16 protein-coding genes are annotated in these 17,442 nt (G+C 63.2%); 9 read left to right on the top strand and 7 right to left on the bottom strand.

Translation table 11 applies throughout. The annotated features are described in order from the left end of the window. Positions 1-6: 6 nt before the first annotated feature. Both ACFSM5_RS02265 and ACFSM5_RS02260 read right to left on the bottom strand, forming a co-directional pair. Positions 7-981 (bottom strand): lysylphosphatidylglycerol synthase transmembrane domain-containing protein, encoded by a 975-nt coding sequence (locus ACFSM5_RS02265; RefSeq protein ID WP_379874610.1) that lies wholly within the window; start codon positions 979-981, stop codon positions 7-9. After that, positions 974-1,834, bottom strand: a complete 861-nt coding sequence (locus ACFSM5_RS02260; protein ID WP_379874609.1) for a decaprenyl-phosphate phosphoribosyltransferase — start codon at positions 1,832-1,834, stop codon at positions 974-976. Before ACFSM5_RS02260 ends, ACFSM5_RS02265 begins: the two co-directional genes overlap by 8 nt. 159 nt (positions 1,835-1,993) lie before the next feature. Here ACFSM5_RS02260 and ACFSM5_RS02255 point away from each other — a divergent pair, with 159 nt between their 5' ends. Together ACFSM5_RS02255 and ACFSM5_RS02250 are read left to right on the top strand one after the other, a co-directional pair. Then, the gene (locus ACFSM5_RS02255; RefSeq protein WP_379874608.1) at positions 1,994-3,238 is read left to right on the top strand and encodes a PQQ-dependent sugar dehydrogenase; all 1,245 of its coding nucleotides are present in this window, start codon (positions 1,994-1,996) and stop codon (positions 3,236-3,238) included. A gap of 87 nt (positions 3,239-3,325) precedes the next feature. Beyond that, positions 3,326-3,553 (top strand): hypothetical protein, encoded by a 228-nt coding sequence (locus ACFSM5_RS02250; protein ID WP_379874607.1) that lies wholly within the window; start codon positions 3,326-3,328, stop codon positions 3,551-3,553. 186 nt (positions 3,554-3,739) lie between these two features. Here ACFSM5_RS02250 and ACFSM5_RS02245 read toward each other — a convergent pair whose 3' ends face one another. Continuing rightward, positions 3,740-5,275, bottom strand: coding sequence for a class I SAM-dependent methyltransferase (locus ACFSM5_RS02245; RefSeq protein WP_379874606.1), 1,536 nt, complete (start codon positions 5,273-5,275; stop codon positions 3,740-3,742). A gap of 110 nt (positions 5,276-5,385) precedes the next feature. Here ACFSM5_RS02245 and ACFSM5_RS02240 point away from each other — a divergent pair, with 110 nt between their 5' ends. After that, positions 5,386-5,745: a CidA/LrgA family protein gene (locus tag ACFSM5_RS02240; RefSeq protein WP_379874605.1), complete on the top strand. Its 360-nt coding sequence runs from the start codon at positions 5,386-5,388 to the stop codon at positions 5,743-5,745. Further along, a complete protein-coding gene (locus ACFSM5_RS02235) occupies positions 5,742-6,464 on the top strand; it encodes an LrgB family protein (protein ID WP_379874604.1) in 723 nt (240 codons plus the stop codon). Before ACFSM5_RS02240 ends, ACFSM5_RS02235 begins: the two co-directional genes overlap by 4 nt. Here ACFSM5_RS02235 and ACFSM5_RS02230 read toward each other — a convergent pair. Next, positions 6,461-7,384 (bottom strand): sugar kinase, encoded by a 924-nt coding sequence (locus ACFSM5_RS02230; RefSeq protein WP_379874603.1) that lies wholly within the window; start codon positions 7,382-7,384, stop codon positions 6,461-6,463. The genes ACFSM5_RS02235 and ACFSM5_RS02230 overlap by 4 nt on opposite strands. Positions 7,385-7,539: 155 nt before the next feature. Between ACFSM5_RS02230 and pdxY the strand changes: the two genes are divergently transcribed. Further along, positions 7,540-8,391 carry a pyridoxal kinase gene (pdxY, locus tag ACFSM5_RS02225; RefSeq protein WP_379874602.1) on the top strand — a complete coding sequence of 284 codons (852 nt, stop codon included), beginning with the start codon at positions 7,540-7,542 and terminating at the stop codon, positions 8,389-8,391. A gap of 92 nt (positions 8,392-8,483) precedes the next feature. After that, positions 8,484-9,008, top strand: a complete 525-nt coding sequence (locus ACFSM5_RS02220) for a PAS domain-containing protein (protein WP_379874601.1) — start codon at positions 8,484-8,486, stop codon at positions 9,006-9,008. Here the strand turns inward: ACFSM5_RS02220 and ACFSM5_RS02215 are convergent. Both ACFSM5_RS02215 and ACFSM5_RS02210 read right to left on the bottom strand, forming a co-directional pair. Then, positions 9,005-11,530, bottom strand: a complete 2,526-nt coding sequence (locus tag ACFSM5_RS02215; RefSeq protein ID WP_379874600.1) for an ABC transporter permease — start codon at positions 11,528-11,530, stop codon at positions 9,005-9,007. The two genes, ACFSM5_RS02220 and ACFSM5_RS02215, sit on opposite strands and share 4 nt — an antisense overlap. After that, a complete protein-coding gene (locus ACFSM5_RS02210) occupies positions 11,527-12,201 on the bottom strand; it encodes an ABC transporter ATP-binding protein (RefSeq protein WP_379874599.1) in 675 nt (224 codons plus the stop codon). Before ACFSM5_RS02210 ends, ACFSM5_RS02215 begins: the two co-directional genes overlap by 4 nt. Between ACFSM5_RS02210 and ACFSM5_RS02205 the strand changes: the two genes are divergently transcribed. Together ACFSM5_RS02205 and ACFSM5_RS02200 are read left to right on the top strand one after the other, a co-directional pair. Continuing rightward, positions 12,200-12,877 carry an arylesterase gene (locus tag ACFSM5_RS02205; RefSeq protein ID WP_379874598.1) on the top strand — a complete coding sequence of 226 codons (678 nt, stop codon included), beginning with the start codon at positions 12,200-12,202 and terminating at the stop codon, positions 12,875-12,877. The two genes, ACFSM5_RS02210 and ACFSM5_RS02205, sit on opposite strands and share 2 nt — an antisense overlap. 5 nt (positions 12,878-12,882) lie before the next feature. Further along, positions 12,883-13,515 (top strand): FMN-binding negative transcriptional regulator, encoded by a 633-nt coding sequence (locus tag ACFSM5_RS02200; protein ID WP_379874597.1) that lies wholly within the window; start codon positions 12,883-12,885, stop codon positions 13,513-13,515. Positions 13,516-13,518: 3 nt separating this feature from the next. Here the strand turns inward: ACFSM5_RS02200 and ACFSM5_RS02195 are convergent, their stop codons facing one another. Further along, a complete protein-coding gene (locus ACFSM5_RS02195) occupies positions 13,519-16,170 on the bottom strand; it encodes a DUF2339 domain-containing protein (RefSeq protein ID WP_379874596.1) in 2,652 nt (883 codons plus the stop codon). Between the two features lie 78 nt (positions 16,171-16,248). Between ACFSM5_RS02195 and ACFSM5_RS02190 the strand changes: the two genes are divergently transcribed. Beyond that, entirely contained in the window at positions 16,249-17,304 is a 1,056-nt protein-coding gene (locus tag ACFSM5_RS02190; protein ID WP_379874595.1) for an NADP(H)-dependent aldo-keto reductase, read from the top strand. Positions 17,305-17,442: the final 138 nt, after the last annotated feature.

Raw genomic sequence — 17,442 nt, 5'->3', positions numbered from 1 at the left:
CGCTCCTTAAGCCCGGCCGCGCCGTGCCCGCCGCAACGGCCAGGGCAGCACCGCAAAGCCGAGCGCGGTGGAAAACCAGAGGGTGGTCAGACGAATGATCACGGTCGCGGCCAGGGCTTCGTCGAACCCGACACCCAGGGAGGTTAGCAAAGCCATCATCACCGCCTCGGCCCCCCCCAGACCGCCGGGCAGCATCGACAGGGTTCCGGCGATCAGGGCGAAGGTAAAGACGAACATTGCTTGCAGCAGGCTGAGGTTATAGCCCAGCGCCTGCAGCAGCAGCTGAAACGACCAGGCCTCCGCCAGCCAGCCGATCAGCGCCAGCGCAAAGCCGGTCCCGAACAGCTTGGGCGTGAAAAGCGCTGCCGTCCCGCGTAGGGCGGCGCGGATCTTGGCGAACAGGCGCGGCTTGCGCCGCCCCACCAGCCCCCACAGGCGATTGACGACCCAATCGAGGGTAGCCGGACGCAGGAAGGGGATCATGACCAGCGTCATGCCGACAGCAATCGCGAAGATCCAGTTGGCATAGGCGGAAAAGGCGCCGACGCCCGCGATGCAGAGCACCAGGATTGCCAGCATGTCCGACAGGCGGTCGCCGACGAACAGCGGCGTCACCCGGCTGTAACTGTAGCCGTACCCCTTCTCCAGCAGCCAGAGGCGCAATGCCTCGCCCGCCTTACCGGGGGTCGTGGTCAGCGCAAAACCGCCGACGAAGATCGACGCATTCTGGAAAAACGGCAGGCGCACGCCAAGGCTGGTCGAAAAGACATGCCAGCGGATCGCCCGTACGGCGTAATTGAAGACCGACAGGCCCAGCAGCGCAGCGATGATCGTGCCCGGAACGCTATAGACATGGGCGAGGATCTGATCGGCCCCGCGCCAGATCGCGACACCGCCCATGATCGCGACGAAGGCGATCACGGCCAGGATCACAGCGAACTCCAGGCGCTTGAGGCGCCCGTCGCCCATTTTTTCAGACATAGATGAGCGCCGCGAAAGTCGCCGCCCAGGCGACGACGCACAGGATGAGGAATTTGTCGGTCAGCACGATCTGGGTCGGCGAGCCGGACCGCTCCTCCACCAGGGCGATCTGGAGGTAGCGCAACACGCCCATGATCACAAACGGCGTGGTCAGATACAGCTTGTCGGTGCCGAACTTCAGCGCCGCCTCGGGCTCGGTCGTATAGATCAGGTAGCTGACCAGCAGGCCCGCCAGCACAATGGCGATCGAGGTATCGAGGAAGGGGATATTATAGCCCGCCAGCGACTGGCGGTGTCCGGCGCCCAGGTCCTTGACGATATCATCGCGGCGCTTGGCCAGCGCGATGAACAGCGACACAAGGCCGGTGCAGACCAGGATCCAGACGCTGGCCGGGACGCCAATGATCGCCGCCCCGCCTTCCACACGCAGCACATAGCCCAGCGCGACCAGCATGACGTCGAGGATCGCGACCCGCTTCAGTGCCGTCGAATAGGCGAGGTTCACCACCAGATAGCCGATGCTGATGAACAGGAAGGTCGTATTCAGCAGCCCGGCGATCACCAGACCCCAGGCCGCCAGCACCACCATCAGGATCAGCGCCGCCACTTCCGACACGGTCCCAGCCGCCAGCGGCCGGTTGCGCTTGGAAGGATGCTGCCGGTCGGTTTCCCGATCCATATAGTCGTTGAGGATATAGACCGCACTGGCGAGCGCGCAGAAGGCGATCACGCCCAGCGCGATGCGGCCGAAATTCTGCGCGTTCACGGCCGCCGGTGTGAAGAACAACGGCGCCAGGATGAAGGCGTTCTTAACCCACTGATGGGGACGAAGGAGCTTTAAGATCGGCGGCACGGATCAATTTTTCTTCTTAAATGCGGCCGAAATCGGGGCGCCGACATCGGTCTGAAAGTGGGCGGACAATACCAGCCCTAAACCGGACCGGGTACTGAATTTACCGCAACCTTCAGCCAAGACTTGACGGAAGATAGCGGGAAGACAACTTTCAGCCCCATGAAACAGCATCTGGTCCCCTCCGCCCTATACTTGGCCCTCGCGGCTGCCCTTGCAGGTCCGGCCCTGGCCCAGGAGGCACCGGGCACGGCGATCACCGTCAATCCGCGTGAGCTGCCAGCGCCTTATGCGACCCCCAGCGCCACCAACGGACCGCGCATCATTCCCCGCCCCTCGGGCGCCGGGCTTCAGGTGCCGGAGAACTTCAAGGCCCAGGTTTTCGCCGACAATATGCTGCATCCCCGCAACATCGCGATTGCCCCCGACGGCGCGGTGATGGTGGCGGAGAGCACGGCAGGACAGATCAGCATCCTGCGCGACGAGAATGGCGACGGTCGCGCCGACCGGGCGAATGCCTTCATGACCGGCTTGAACCGCCCCTTCGGCATGGCCTTCCAGGGCAATACGCTCTATGTCGCAGATACCGAGGGGGTCTGGCGGGCCAGCTATCGCGCAGGGCAGCAGGCCCCGACCTCTCCGCCCCAGCGGATCACGGCCAGCGGCGCGCTGGGTTCTGGCACCGGACATTCCACCCGCAGCCTCGCCTTCAATGCGACCGGCGACCGCTTCTATGTCGGGGTTGGCAGCCGATCCAACGTGGAGGAAGAGGAAGCCCCCCGCGCCAGCATCATCAGCTTTGCCGCCGACGGCAGCGACCGGCGTCTGGTCGCTTCGGGCCTGCGCAACCCGGTCGGCATGGCGATCTATCCCGAAACCGACCGCCTCTGGACCGTCGTCAACGAGCGGGATGGCTTGGGCGACGGTCTTGTCCCCGATTACCTGACCCAGGTGGCCCCCGGTGCATTCTATGGCTGGCCCTATGCCTACCTTGGCCCCAACCCGCAGCCGGGATTTGCCGAACGTCGCCCGGATCTGGTCGCCAAGACGCAAATGCCGGATCTGCTCTTCCGCGCCCATTCCGCCCCCATCGGTCTGGTTTTCTATGATGCCCGCATGTTCCCGGCCGAGATGCGCGGCGATGCCTTTGTCGCCCTGCGCGGTTCCTGGAATGCAGGATCGCCGCGCGGCTATCAGATCGTGCGGGTGCCTTTCGCAAACGGGCGACCCAAGGGTGGCTATGAAGTCTTTGCCAGCGGCTTCCGCACCGGCGGGACGGAGCGGGCCGAGGTCTGGGGACGCCCGGCCGGTCTGGCGGTGGCGGCCGACGGCGCCTTGCTGATCGCCGACGATACCTCGCGTACCATCTGGCGTGTCAGCTACACCGCCCCTGCCCGCAGAAATTGACTCAAAATCGCCCTTAAGTCGTGGTATTGTAGAGCTTCAGTAATCGAGAAATACCGGTCGATCCGGCCAGAATAGAAGGATTGGCAAATGGTGATTACACCCCCGATTAATCCTGTTCTCAATGCTTTAGCGGGTGCCGCTCAAGTGCGCCCTCAAGAAGCGACTCCGGCGGCAGCGCCGACCATCATACGCCGGGCAGCCAAGCCTGCCGAGGCGTCGGAGAAGGTCTGGCGCAAGTCCCAGTGGGAGCGTGAGGAGGAACGGCAGGAAGATATCGATCAGGCAAATCAGCATAGGCTCGACTTGTCGGTCTGATTTTTTCCAGCACGAATATTGGTAAGAATCATGAAGGCGGCCCAGGAAAACCCGAGGCCGCCTTTTGACTCTTCAGAGCTCCAGTGCGGCTTGCGGAAAGCTGGATCCTCGGGTCGAGCCCGAGGAAACGCCTAACGGGAAACAACCGCCATAGGAGATCCCAGGATGACGCTTCGCCTATAGCAACTAGAGGATGCCGTGCTGCTTATAGACCGGCAACGTCTTCTCGGTGAATGTCTTATAGACTCCGGTTAAGACCGGCACGATGTCAGCGACCGTGGTCAGACGCTTTTCGCCCGCATTGAGCGAGAGTCCAAGGCGCGTCAGACGATTTGCAGCATGGGCGACCGGATCTTTCGCCTTAGCCTGCAAGGCTTCGACGAACAAACGGTCATTGACCGACGCCACCACTTCACTGCCAGTGACGGGAGAGATGAGACGATCCCCCGCTTCGCCCGCCAGGAACTGGCCAAGCATCATCTGGTTGAGGCGGCCGACCAGCGCCTTACGGGCCGCGATCAGACTCTCCGACCCCACAGGATGGGCATAATTCAGACCCGTCAGCACGGCTGAGGCTTCTATCAGCATGTTAGGCGTGATCTTGGCGAACTCTGGCTTTCCAATCAGGCTCGACAGCATAACCGGCCCGGCGGCCAGGGCGTCGAGCAGCGGATCGTAGATTTCCGCCTTCAACTGCATTTCGCCCAGCGGCAGCTTGACCTTCTCAGGGATGGAAGAACGGGCAACGGTCAGAACAAAGCGGGTGCCGAGCAACTGGGCTGAACGCTCCTGGGTCGGCAGCGTCAGGTTGCCCCGCAGGAACAGATCGCGCCGGAACTGACGGTTCAGCAGGAAGTCGCGCAGAACCTCGCGGAAGATCGGGTCCTTTGCCTCTGCCAGCAATGGCTTTGCCGTCGCCGACAGATTGAGATGGTCGAACCCATCGAGCGGATTGGCCGACCCGGCATAGGACAGCTTGGCTTCGCCCATGGAGGCCGCGATGTCGGAGAAATAATCCGGCGTCCAGGCTTCGTTAAAATATTCGTGGGCGACATAGCGGCGGTTGTGTTTGCGGATCTGTTCGACCCGCTTGTCGAGACCGCCGACCGACCCGAAGAAACCCTGCTTGCTTTCCACAAGCTTGGTTGCGAAATCGAGCGCCTTATCGATCTTATCAACCGTGCCGCCACCCTGGGTGCGGCCGAATTCATAGAGCAGATGCCGAAGGGGCGCGGCAGGCCCCCAACCGGGCAGGGCATTGAAGCTGATATAGACGGCGCCGCCGACTTTGAGCTTTTTGCGCACAAAATCGAGAATCCCCTGGCGTGCTTCGGGGATAATCCACGACCAGATGCCATGGAAGACAATGAAGTCGAACTGCGGCGTTGCCGCCTCGGCAAAATCCTGGAAGGAGGCGTCGAAGACCTTGAGGTTAGACAGCCCGGCGCCATCGGCCATCATTTTGGCCTGGGCGGCATGGTCGGGATTGAAGTCGGTGCCCCAGAACTCACCATGCGGGAAAGCGGCGGCGAGCGCATTGAGGGTCATCCCCTGGCCGAACCCCAATTCGCAATAGGTGAAGGGCTTATCGATATCCGGTGCGCGGCGGCCCGCCAGGCGCAGGGCGTAGGTTATGATCGCTGGCGATAACTCGCGATAGAAGCCGTGAGTATAGCCCGTATCCGTGACGTAGCCTTGAGACCAGGATGGTGTATCGACCATATTATTTGCACGCCCACAATAACCGTTTCCTCAACTTCCAGAAAATCACGCCTGACAGTCGGAGCGCAATGGGCCAGGGTAAAACGCCTGCCCAGACATAAGGATCTACAATGCTGCCCGCCTTGACCCTGCTTTTGATCTGCCAACTTGCGGGCGAGGCGCTGGTAAGATTTCGTACCCTGCCGTTACCGGGTCCGGTAATCGGCATGCTGATCCTGTTCATCGGCCTGGTGATCCGGGGCGGCGTGCCAAAGGATATCGAAAAAGTCGGCGGCTTCCTGCTGCAGCATCTGTCGCTGCTGTTTGTTCCCGCCGGGGTCGGGGTCATGGCCCATCTGGCGCTGATCCGCGAAGAATGGCTGCCGATTGCAGGATCGCTGATCATCTCGACCGTGGTGACGATTGCGGTCACTGCGCTGGTGATGAAGCTGACCCTGCCTAAGGGTACCAGCGGCGAGAAGCAGCCATGAACGGCGATTTCACCCAAGTCTGGGTCTATCTTTCGACCAGCCCCCTGCTGGCGCTCACCCTGACGCTGATCGCTTATCAGGTCGGGATCTGGCTCTATCGACGGGGTGGCATGAACCCGCTGCTCAATCCGGTGCTGATCGCCGTGGTGTTGCTGGTGGCGCTGCTGCTGGCCACCGGCACCGACTATCGCACTTACTTCTCCGGCGCACAGTTTGTGCATTTCCTGCTGGGTCCGGCGACCGTCGCTCTCGCCATTCCGCTCTATCGCCAGTTTCAGCAGGTGAAGAAATCGGCCAAGGCCATGCTGCTGGCGATCATCGCCGGATCTTTGACTGCGTCCGCCTCGGCCGTCGGCATTGCCTGGCTACTGGGGGCGAGCGAGCGCACCTTGCGCAGCCTCGCGCCTAAATCCGTGACGACGCCTGTCGCCATGGGCGTTTCGGAGCAATTAGGCGGCCTGCCGTCGCTGACCGCCGTCGCCGTCATCCTGACCGGCATCATCGGGGCGATGCTGGCGACCGGAACACTCAATCTACTGCGGATCAAGGACTGGCGGATCCGTGGCTTTGCCACCGGCGTCGCCGCCCATGGCATCGGCACCGCCCGCGCCATCCAGGTGAATGAGGTCGCGGGCGCCTTCTCCGGCCTCGCCATGGGGCTTAATGCCCTGGCGACCGCGATCCTGATTCCGGTGATCTATAACCTGATCTTCGGTTAGCCCCGGCTGGCTAGGAACGCCTCTACCTCTTCTCGGCGGGGAATAGGAGCGACGGCGCCGTATCCCTGGGTCGAGAGAGCGGCGGCGGCATTACCGTAGCGTGCGGCCTTGCGGGCATCTTTGGTGCGCAGATACTCGGCCAGGAACGCCCCGTCGAACGTATCGCCCGCGCCGGTGGCATCCACAGCCTGGACCGGCAGCCCCGCGATCCGGTCTTTACCGGAGGCATCGCTGACCAATGCGCCTTCTTTGCCCAGCTTCATCACTACCAGCGGGCACCCCAGGCCCAGATAGAAATCGGCGATCTCTTCAGGCTGAATAAGGCCGGTCAGGGTGCGGGCTTCATCGACCGAGGGCAGCAGAATGTCGGCTTTAGCGGCAACCGCATGGATCATCGCGCGGGCCCGGTCCAGCGGCCAAAGCTTCAGGCGCAAGTTGGTATCGAAGGAGACGAGACGGCGAGCCTTTTTTGCGATGGCAATGGCGGCCAATGCCGCGTCGCAGGCCTCGGCGGAAATGGCAAGGCTGATACCGGACAGGTGAAGAATCTGCGCTGCTTCGATGGCCGTCCGGGGTAGCTTGTCCGCCTGCAGGGCCGCCGCAGCCGAACCGGCGCGATAGTAGGTGAATTCATGGCCGTTCGGACCATGGGTGACAAAATAGATGCCAGTCGGGGCGGTTTCGGAAATCTCCACCGCCTTGTGCGACACACCCTCAGCCTGCCAGAGATCCAACAGCATCCCACCGAAGACATCGTTGCCGACGGCGGACAGGTAGCCCGTCGTCGCGCCTTGACGGCTGGCGGCGATAACAGTGTTGGAGGTATCACCCCCGAACCCTTGGAGAAATTGACCGGCTTCGCCACGGGCGGCATTGAATTCAACCATCGCCTCGCCCAGGCCCAAAATCTCCAAGTTCATTCTTCCCAATCCCTTTTTCATACGACCATAGCGCTTATACGCGCTTATACGCGCTCTCGACACAATCGCATGGCGGATCAGGACAATTTTCCTGGCGCGGGGTAGTCATAGGCGGTCTATAAGCGTTTCATCGACCCCTTGGATGAGCGTTGCCCGTGTCCGTCCTTTCGATCCAATCCCGCGTCATTCAAGGCCATGTCGGCAATGCCGCCGCCGTTCTGCCCCTGCAGTATCTGGGGCATGAGGTCTGGGCCGTGGATACCGTTACCTTCTCGAACCACCCTGGCCGCAGCAAATTTCGCGGGCGGGTGACCCCGCCGGCCGAGGTTGCAGATCTACTGCTGGGCCTAGAGGAGCAGGAGATCTTCACCCGCTGTCAGGCGGTGATCTCCGGCTACCTGGGAGATGCGGGCAATACGACCGCCATCGCCGCCAGTGTTGCCGCCGTGAAGCGCGCTAATCCGGACGCGCTCTATCTGCTGGACCCCGTCATGGGCGACCATGATGTCGGCGATCATGGCGCCCTCTATGTCCGCCCGACCGTCCCGCCCGCCATCCGCCAGGACCTGCTGCCCATCGCGGATATAGCCACCCCGAACCAGTTCGAGCTGGAATATCTGACGGGCGGTCCGCTCGCCGATACGGCTGCCGCTATCGCCGCCGCGCGCTCCCTCGGTCCCGCCCGAGTCTTCGTCACCTCGCTGAAAACCCCCGCCACCGAAGCCGGAATTCTGGAAACCCTGATGGTCGACGCCAACGGCGCCTGGCTCGTCCGGCAACCGGCATTCGAGCGGCGCTTCGACGGATCGGGCGATATGTTTGCCGCGCTGTTCCTGGGTCATTTCCTGAACAGCAAAGACGCCGTCGATGCCTTTGGCCGCGCCTGCGCCGGGGTCGCACTGTTGCTTCGACAGACTATGGCCAGTGGACAGCTGGATATTCCACTGACATCAGGCATTCCATCCGCAGTCAAGGAAAGCCCCGCCGAAGTCTTGAAGCTTTCTTAATAAAAGGTTACCCTCGCAGACCTGACAGTCGTCATCTTGCCAATATTGGCAGACAGTCGTTCGGTCCGAATTATGGTTTCGAAGAGGTTAACATGCTGGCAAAGCAGGTGACGGCAGAAGTGGGGGTGGCCTATCCCCGCTCGACCGATCCACTGGTGATTGCTGGTCGTGCCGCTCCGCAGACCCTGGCCCTGATTGATCTTTGGCACGAGTTGCGAGGGAATGACACGATCCCCGACCGCCGCCGCCTCGATCCTGCCGTCCTGAAACCCTGGATCAACAACCTGGGGCAGGTGGAAGTCTCCTACGAACCCGAGCTGACGCTCACCTATCGCCTTATGGCCGAACGGCTTATCAGCCTGCGGGGCAAGAATCCGGTCGGCAGGACTGTCGGCGAAGGCTACTACGGTCGCTCGTTGGAAGAGGTCTTTACCAATTACACGACCGTCATTGGCGCAAGGCGCCCAATGCTGGATTGGGAAGAAGCCCAATCCTGCGACGGCAAATACCTGGAGATAGAGACGCTGTTCCTGCCGTTTTCACGCGGCGGAGACAGCGTCCAGACCATCCTGCTCTATGTTCACCTGATCGTGAACGCCACAGGTCAACCTGTTTAAGCATTCCTGAGCAGCGGCCCGGCCTTCTGGCCCAATGCCCGCCAGGTCCCGGCAAACCCAATCGCCAAGGTCAGCGCCAGGCAGATCAGGATCGTCACCATCACGGTGCCGGGCAGAAAGACCCATTGCGCTCGCATCAGGAAAACCGTGACCGCCCAGGATGCCGTGATCCCGACCGCCGCCGCGACCAGTCCCGTACCAAGCCCCAGCAGCCCATATTCCAACAGGAAAGCCCCGGCGATATCGCGTCGCGTGGCACCTAAGACTTTCAACACCACGGCGTCATAGACCCGCCGATGGTGACCCGCCAGCATGGCTCCCGCCAGCACAAGGGTGCCGACGGACAGGGTCAGCAGGGTCACGGCGCGGGCGGCAGCCGCGATGCCTTCCAGCACCTCGGTCGCGGCATCCAGCGCATCCTGCACCCGCACCGCCGTCACATTGGGAAAACGGTCGGTGACGCTACGCAGCAGCGCTTCTTCCTGGGCAGGCGGCACATGGACGGTGGCAATATGGGTATGCGGGGCCTTGTCCAGCAGACCCGGTGAAAAGACGATGGCGAAGTTGAGCGCCAGATTACCCCATTCGATTTCACGCAAGACCGCGATCTTGCCGGTCACTTCGCGCCCCAGGACATTCACGGTCAACGTATCGCCGACTCCGACACCCAGGCCTGCAGCCGCACGGCTTTCGAAGGCGATGAGGGGCGGGCCGCTATAGTCTGCACCCCACCATTGCCCGGCCACGATCTTGGAGCCTTCCGGCATGGTCGCCGAATAGGTGAGGCCGCGGTCGCTGTCCAGCACCCAGCCCTGATCGTTGGTAGCCCGTACCTGATCGGCCGGAACGCCATTCACCTTGATGATACGGCCGCGCAGGGTGGGCGTGCGTTGTAGATCGCTCTGCCCCGGTGTCGCCTTCACCAACTGTTCGAAATCCGCCACCTGGCTCGACTGGAGATCGACGAAGAAGAAGCTGGGCGCCCGCTCCGGCAGCCGCTCGGCCACCTGATTATTGAGATTGCCCTCCAAAAGGGCGACCGTCACCAGCACGGTCAGCCCCAACCCGAGGGACAGAACCATGCTGCCGGTCGGCGCGCCGGGCCGGTGAAGATTGGCGAGCGCGAGGCGCAGGCGCGGATTGCGCCGCCGCTCCCCGATGAATTTTGCCGCCGCCATCAAACCACGGCCTGCAAGACGAAACAGGATGAAGCTCGCGACCACGCCGCCCACGAACCAGGCCGCAAGATCCTGGCGGGCGGCGCCGACAATCGCGAGACCCGCCAGCAGAACGGAAGAGACGGCAATCCCGGTCAGATAAGTCCAGCGCGGTCGCCCGCCTCGGGGGGCAACGACATCGCGGAACAGGGCCGCCGCCGGAACCTCACGCGCCCGCCCCAGCGGCCATAGGCTGAAGGCCAGGGCGGTCAGAATGCCGAAGGCAAGCGAGCTGAGCAGCGGAACCGGATAGAACCCAGCCGCGATCGGCACCGGCAGGATCGCACCGAAAAACGCTTCGACGGCGAAGGGGGCGACGGACCCCAGCAGCGTGCCGCCGAGGGTTCCCAGCAGCGCCATCGCCATCACCAGCATCAGATAGGTCTTGAAGATCAGACCGGCCGGGGCACCCAGAGCCTTCCAGGTGGCGATGGTCGAGGTCTTGCCGGAGAGGTAGGAACCCACGGCATTACCAACCCCGACACCGCCGACCAGCAAGGCCGTCAAACCAACCAGGGTCAGGAACAGGCCGATACGCTCCACAAACCGTTCGATCTGCGGCGAGGCCTGCCCCAGATCCCGCACCCGCCATTGCGGATCGGGGAAGGCGGCCAGCAGGCGGGCGCGGAAATCGGCAATCGTGTCGCCGGGCTTCAGCACCATCTTATAGTGATATTCGGCAAGGCTGCCGGGCTGCAGCAGATCGGTCGCGGGCATGGCTGCAAGCCCCACCATCAGGCGCGGACCGAAGTCGATAGCACTGACGGAGCGGTCGGGTTCCTTATCCAGGATCGCCCGCACTTCGACGGCCGCCTCACCCACCTTCAGACGGTCACCCAGCTTCAGATCCAGGCGGGTTGCCAGAGTTTTTTCGATCGCCGCGCCCACGGTGCCATCGGTCACGGCAAAGACCGATCCCGGCAATTGGCTGGCAAAGGTCAGCGTCCCGACCAGCGGGTAAGTGTCGCCGACCGCCTTCAGCTGCACCAGAGTCCGACGACCATCATCGGGCCGGATCGCCATGGCGCGCATCTCGATCATCTCGGCCACGCCTGCGCTTTCGCGCCGCAACCAGTCGAGCTGTTCAGGCGCTATCGCCTGATGGATCTGGCGGATGGCGACATCGCCGCCCAGGATCGAGCGCGCGTCACGGGCAAGACCGCCGACGATGGCACTGGACAGGCTGCCGACCGCCGAGATGACGGCGACGCCCAGGAACAGGCAGGCCAGGAAGATGCGGAAACCTTTGATGCCGCCGCGCAGCTCGCGACGTGCATAGGTGAAGGCCAGCCCCCAGCCGTTCATGCCGCAGCTTCCAGAGTGGAGAGCTGGCCATCGGAAATGCGCACGACCCGGTCACAGCGCTGGGCGAGGGCCGGATCATGGGTGATGAGCAGCAGCGTGGTGCCGAATTCTTCTTTCATCTTGAACATCAGTTCGATGATCTGCTTGCCGGTCGCCCCATCCAGATTGCCCGTCGGCTCGTCCGCGATCAGCAGCTTCGGGCGGATCACGAAGGCGCGGGCCAGCGCCACGCGCTGCTGCTCGCCACCCGACAGCTGTTCGGGATAATGGTCCAACCGATGGCCAAGGCCGACATCGGCAAGCGCTGCCGCCGCCCGCTCGAAGGCATCGGCGCGGCCCGCCAGCTCCAGCGGCACCGCCACATTCTCCAGCGCCGTCATGGTCGGCACGAGGCGGAAAGCCTGGAAAACGATCCCCACCGCGTCCCGGCGCCAGAGGGCCAGCTTATCTTCATCGAGGCCAGTCAGATCGGCACCCGCAACCGTAACTGAACCGCTGCTGGCGCGCTCCAATCCGCCGATCACCATCATCATAGTAGACTTTCCAGCGCCGCTGGGACCGACCACGCCGACGCTTTCGCCGGCCCCGACCGTCAGATCAATTCCCCGCAAGATGTTGACCTCGCCGGCTGCACTCGCCAGCTTCACATGGACGTCACGGAGTTCGATCATGAATATGCCAAGCCTCGACTTATCAGCGGTAACCGAAGAGAAGTGGGGACGCAGGCGGCTGTTGGGAAGCCTCCTCGCCCTCGGTTTTATGCAACTTCTGCCAAGTCCCCTGAAGGCCCAGGGGGCAAAGCGCCTGCTTATCCTAGGCGACAGCTTGGCTGCGGGCTATGGGTTGCCGACAAACAAGGGCTTTGTCGTGCGCCTCGAAGCCGCCCTGAAGGCTGCCGGAGAGGATGTCACCGTCCTGAATGGCGGCGTTTCCGGCGACACATCGGCGGGCGCACGCGACCGCCTGGACTGGGCGCTGGCCGATCAGCCTACCCATGTGATCGTCGAGATCGGTGCCAACGACGGTCTGCGGGGGCTGGAGCCCAAGCAGATGGAAGCCAACATCGACCAGATTCTGACTAAATTAAAGGCAGCGAAGCTCCCCACGCTTCTGGCTGGTATGCTGGCGCCGCCTAACCTCGGCAAGGATTACGCGGCCGCCTTCAATAGTGCTTTCCCGAGATTGGCTGAAAAGCACGCTGTTCCGCTGTATCCGTTTTTTCTCGACGGCGTCGCGGCCGAGCGCAGCCTTAATCAGCCAGACGGCATCCATCCGAATGAAGCTGGCGTGGAAGAAGTTGTACGGCGTATTCTTCCCGCCGTTCGCCAACTTCTTTCCCAAGGCTGAAAATCATGTATATCCCACCCGCCTTTCGTGTCGACGACAAAGAAAAACTACTGTCGGCCATTCGCGAGGCGCGGCTGGGATTATTGCTGACCAATGGCGAGAATGGCGCCCCGCCCGATCTGACCCCCGTCCCCTGGCATGTGGAGGCGGATAACAGCGCCCTCACCTGCCATGTGGCCAAGGCCAATCCGCACGCCAAGATCCCCGCCGAGGGTATTCCCGCCAGCGTCGTCTTCATGGGGCCGGACGCCTATATCTCGCCCAACTGGTACGCCGCCAAGGCCCTGACCCATAAGGTCGTACCGACCTGGAACTATTCGATCATCCGGGTCACAGGCCGCCTGATGCCCTTTAGCGACAGCGAGCGGCTGCTGGCCCTGCTGAACAGTCTGACCAACCGGCATGAAGCAGGTGAGCCTAAGCCCTGGAGCACGGCAGACGCACCGCCGGATTTCCTGGCGGCCCACATGAAGGGGATTGTCGGTCTTAGCCTCGAAATCGAGAGCATCGAGGGCAAGGCTAAGCTGAGCCAGAATCGCCCCGCCGAGGATTTCGACGGGGTGACCGCTGCCCTGTCGCAAAAGCCCGACCCGCGCGATCAGGCCCTCGCCCGCGACATGCTGGCCCTGCCCCGCTAAGTCTTAGCGGCGGGCAATGCGCTGGTAGGCATAACCGATGCCGACCAGCGCCGCGCCCAGGCCCATGAAGGACAGGGCGCGCATCAGCCCTTCCAGCGCCGACATATCCAGCAGGAACACCTTGGCCACCGCCAGCGTGACCAGAACGAGGCCACCCAGGCGCAGCGCCTTCACCCGCCGCCAGAGACCGGCCCCCAGCAGCCCCAGCCCGAACAGCAGCCAGACCGCCGAATAGGCGTAGAACTCGGCATCCGCCATATCCGCCGCCGACAGATCCGGGCCGGAGAAGGCGCGGCGCACCTCCAGCGTGATCCAGACAAAGAGCAGGGCCAGGGAGAAGGTACCGGAGAGTTTGGCGGCAATGCCGTGGCCAGAGCGCTCCCAATGGATCGCCAGGGCAGCCGACAGGATCGCGGGCATGCCGAAGGCAAGTCCCAGCAGATTGAAGACCGGCACCGTGCCGACCAGGTCGCCGGTGAACAGCGGATTGAGCGGCAGCAGCGGTCCGAAGATGACGCAGGCCGAGGCAATCGTCTGGATGACCAGCGCCGTCATGGTCCGGCCCAGGCGCTGCTGGATCAGGGCGATGGCAAGCCAGCCATTGAAGGTCAAAGCCGCGGAGGCGAAGCTGGTGCTCTCGGGATTGACAGTGCCGGAGGTCAGCACCAGAGCCTCGGCCGCGATCAGGTAACCGACGAAGACCAGCGCCGCACTCTTCAGCCCATCGGCCAGCCTCGGCAGCGCCCCGAACAGCCAGCCCGCAAACCCGACCAGAATGGCAGGCGCGCCGAAAGTCCAGAGCACGCCCCAGGGACCGAGCCCATAGTCAATCACCTCGGGATTAAGCACGAGGCGGATCGTCACTGCACCCGCCAACAGACCCGCCAAGGTCCCAAGGCCCGGCACCTTCAGACGCTGGTGCAGCCATGCGAGACCCGGCAAGGGCAAGGACAGCGCCAGGGTCAGCCAGCTATCGCGCAGACCCATGGCAGCGGCAAGCGACAGGGCGCAGAGCACGCCGGCGGCATAGGCCGCCAGGGCAGCTGCATTCTCGTCATTGCCTTCATCGGTCCAGAAGCGCCGCGCCATCCGTTCGGCTGCGCCCAAGCAGGCTGCGGCCAGCGCCAACCCGACGGCGGCGAAAGGCAGCGAGGTATCAAGGCCGGTGACCCGTGTATAGGCGAAGGCGAAGACTAGCAACGGCACCGCGACGGAGACAGTCGCCCACAGGCCGCGCGCCTTGCGGTTGACCTCGAACGCAATGGTTCCGGCCAGCACGGCCCAGGTCGCACCCAGGACCATCAGCGGCGTCAGATAGCCCTGGATCGCCCCTGGCACCAGAGTCCCGGTCAGCAACCAGGGTTGATAGGCCTGCTCGATCGGTCCCGGCACCCGCCAGAGCAGCGCCAGCGCCGCCGTGCCGATCCCCATCCAGGGCACCATCACCAGCAGGGCGCTGCGGCGGCGGGCCAGCAGCAGAATGCCGACGATGGCGAACTGCCAGATCATCGCGACCTCGCCCCCGATCCCGGCGGCCCAGAGCCAGAAGCCCAGCAGCGCGCTCAGGACGCCGGTGGAGATCACCGCGACGAGGGCCGGCATCGGCAGGGCCAACGGCCCGAATCGGCCGACCGGCACGTTGCCCAAGGGCGGGCGGGTCAGGAACCAGGCCGTGAATCCACCCTGAACGATCAGAGCCAGCGACGCTTCCAACCAGGCCTTATCTTCGAAAGTGATCAGCCCGACGATATGCCAAAGGGCCGTAGCGCCGACCACCACCGCCGTCAGCCAGCGCCACGCGCCCCAGCGCGCCAGCAGCAGGAAGCCCGCCCCCGCGATGGCGATATAGCCGAACAGCACGCCGGGGTTCGGCTTGGTGCTTTCGATCAACAGCGGGGCCAGATAGACGAGGCCCGCCGCGATGGCCGCCACCGCCGGTCCATGCAGCAAAGCCGCTGCCGCCGTCCCCACTGCCGTTAAGGCCAGCAGCGGGAAAGCGATGACAGAGGGGAGCATGCCATAGAGGCCATGGGCGGCATAAAGCGCGCCATAGATTGCAACCGATCCGCCCGCCGCCAGGGCAGACGGAACATAGCCAGGGCCATCCTTGCCGGGACGACGCCGCGTCCATTCCGCCGCCAGATGCAGCAGGATGCCGGTGACAATACCAGCCGTCACCCGCGCGCCCGGACCGAGCAACCCGGCCTCGATGGAATATTTCACCAGGAAGATCGCGCCGAACCCGAGCGCAATGGCGCCGACGATCACGCCCAGCTTTCCGGTCAGCCAATCTTCCAGAGACTGCTTAGGTTTGGTGGGCTTTGCCGGTTCGGCCGCTTTGACAGGAACAGGCGCGGCTGCAACGGGCTTGGCTGCAACGGGCTTGGCGGCGACAGGTTCAACAGGCGGCGGCGAAGCCGGCGTTTCTGTAACCTGTTGGGGTGCGGGTTCTTGCACCGGCGGCTGAACTGGGGTAGCCGTCTCAGGCGCGACCGTGACAGCGGGCGGCGCGGCGGTCAGGCGCCGCAGGGTGGCCTCCGCCTGTTGCAGACGCATCTCCACCGTGGTTAATCGGCTGCGGGTGGTAAATATTAAGATCCATGGGCCGACAAACAGAACCAGCACGACGAGCAGTATCAGTACGATTTCGTCCATCTTTTCCGGCCCTTAAGACACGCTTTGCGGGCATCCTAGCCCAAGGTTCCGCTTCCGCCTAACGATAAGGAATTAACGATGCAGTATCGCCGCCTCGGCCGCACCGATCTCGATGTCAGCGTCATCTGCCTCGGCACCATGACCTGGGGCGAGCAGAATACCGAAGCCGAAGCCCATGCGCAGATCGATTATGCCTTGGCCCAGGGTATAAATTTCATGGATGCGGCCGAGATGTATCCCGTGCCCTCGCGTGCCGAAACCCAGGGCCTGACCGAAACCTTCATCGGCACCTGGATCGCGGCGAACAAAGGCAAGCGCGACAAACTCATCCTGGCCAGCAAGGTCGCGGGCGGCGATGCCTTGCCTGCCCGCCGCATGGCCCATATCCGCAATGGCTATCAGCGCCCCGACCGCAAGGGCGTGACCGAGGCGCTGGAACAGAGCCTGAAGCGTCTGCAGACCGATTATATCGACCTCTATCAGATCCATTGGCCCGACCGATCGACTAATATGTTTGGCCAGCTTGGCTACGAACATGTGGAAACCCCAACCGCCGTGCCGTTGTCCGAAACCCTGGGGGTGCTGGCCGAGTTCGTGAAGGCGGGCAAGATCCGTCATATCGGCCTGTCCAACGAAACCCCCTGGGGTCTGATGGAATGCATCCGTCTGGCCGAACAGGCGGGTATCCCGCGCATCGTGTCGGTGCAGAATCCCTACAGCCTGCTGAACCGTTCCTATGAAGTCGGCCTGGCTGAGATGTCAATCCGCGAGCAGACCGGCCTGCTGGCCTATTCGCCGCTGGCCATGGGCGTGCTCACCGGTAAGTACCTGGGCGGCGCCATGCCCAAGGGATCGCGCTTAAGCCTCTTCGAGCGCTTCAAACGCTATTCCGGCCCGCGTGGCACAGCAGCGGCAGAACGTTACGTCGGGATTGCAAAGCAGTTCGGCCTCGATCCCGCGCAGATGGCGCTGGCCTACGTCAATTCCCGGCCGTTCCTCACCTCGAACATCATCGGGGCGACGAGTGTCGATCAGCTTAAAATCAACATTGATTCAATCAACATAAAGCTGGCGCCCGAGGTCCTGGCAGAGATCGAGAAGGTCCATCAGGACAATCCGAACCCCTGCCCGTAAGGCCCCATCCCCTCTCCTTCGTCATCCCGGGACTTGATCCCGGGATCTCCTCCGAGGGCGTTTCCACACTGTCCGAGTAAATATTGGACAATCTCCCGGAGGGGATCCCGTGGTCGAGCCACGGGATGACGGCTTTAG

Origin of the sequence: Lacibacterium aquatile, from assembly GCF_042683105.1 — a bacterium.
GTDB lineage: Bacteria > Pseudomonadota > Alphaproteobacteria > Elsterales > Elsteraceae > Lacibacterium > Lacibacterium aquatile.
This window is presented reverse-complemented; position numbering and strand designations above follow the sequence as displayed.

Coding starts and splice junctions, on each gene's coding strand:
- ACFSM5_RS02210 (WP_379874599.1), bottom strand. CDS start 12,201: ATGATCGAACTCCGTGACGTCCATGTGAAGCTGGCGAGTGCAGCCGGC.
- ACFSM5_RS02230 (WP_379874603.1), bottom strand. CDS start 7,384: ATGAACTTGGAGATTTTGGGCCTGGGCGAGGCGATGGTTGAATTCAAT.
- ACFSM5_RS02250 (WP_379874607.1), top strand. CDS start 3,326: ATGGTGATTACACCCCCGATTAATCCTGTTCTCAATGCTTTAGCGGGT.
- ACFSM5_RS02215 (WP_379874600.1), bottom strand. CDS start 11,530: ATGAACGGCTGGGGGCTGGCCTTCACCTATGCACGTCGCGAGCTGCGC.
- ACFSM5_RS02220 (WP_379874601.1), top strand. CDS start 8,484: ATGCTGGCAAAGCAGGTGACGGCAGAAGTGGGGGTGGCCTATCCCCGC.
- ACFSM5_RS02195 (WP_379874596.1), bottom strand. CDS start 16,170: ATGGACGAAATCGTACTGATACTGCTCGTCGTGCTGGTTCTGTTTGTC.
- ACFSM5_RS02190 (WP_379874595.1), top strand. CDS start 16,249: ATGCAGTATCGCCGCCTCGGCCGCACCGATCTCGATGTCAGCGTCATC.
- ACFSM5_RS02240 (WP_379874605.1), top strand. CDS start 5,386: ATGCTGCCCGCCTTGACCCTGCTTTTGATCTGCCAACTTGCGGGCGAG.
- ACFSM5_RS02255 (WP_379874608.1), top strand. CDS start 1,994: ATGAAACAGCATCTGGTCCCCTCCGCCCTATACTTGGCCCTCGCGGCT.
- ACFSM5_RS02200 (WP_379874597.1), top strand. CDS start 12,883: ATGTATATCCCACCCGCCTTTCGTGTCGACGACAAAGAAAAACTACTG.
- ACFSM5_RS02265 (WP_379874610.1), bottom strand. CDS start 981: ATGTCTGAAAAAATGGGCGACGGGCGCCTCAAGCGCCTGGAGTTCGCT.
- ACFSM5_RS02205 (WP_379874598.1), top strand. CDS start 12,200: ATGAATATGCCAAGCCTCGACTTATCAGCGGTAACCGAAGAGAAGTGG.
- ACFSM5_RS02245 (WP_379874606.1), bottom strand. CDS start 5,275: ATGGTCGATACACCATCCTGGTCTCAAGGCTACGTCACGGATACGGGC.
- ACFSM5_RS02235 (WP_379874604.1), top strand. CDS start 5,742: ATGAACGGCGATTTCACCCAAGTCTGGGTCTATCTTTCGACCAGCCCC.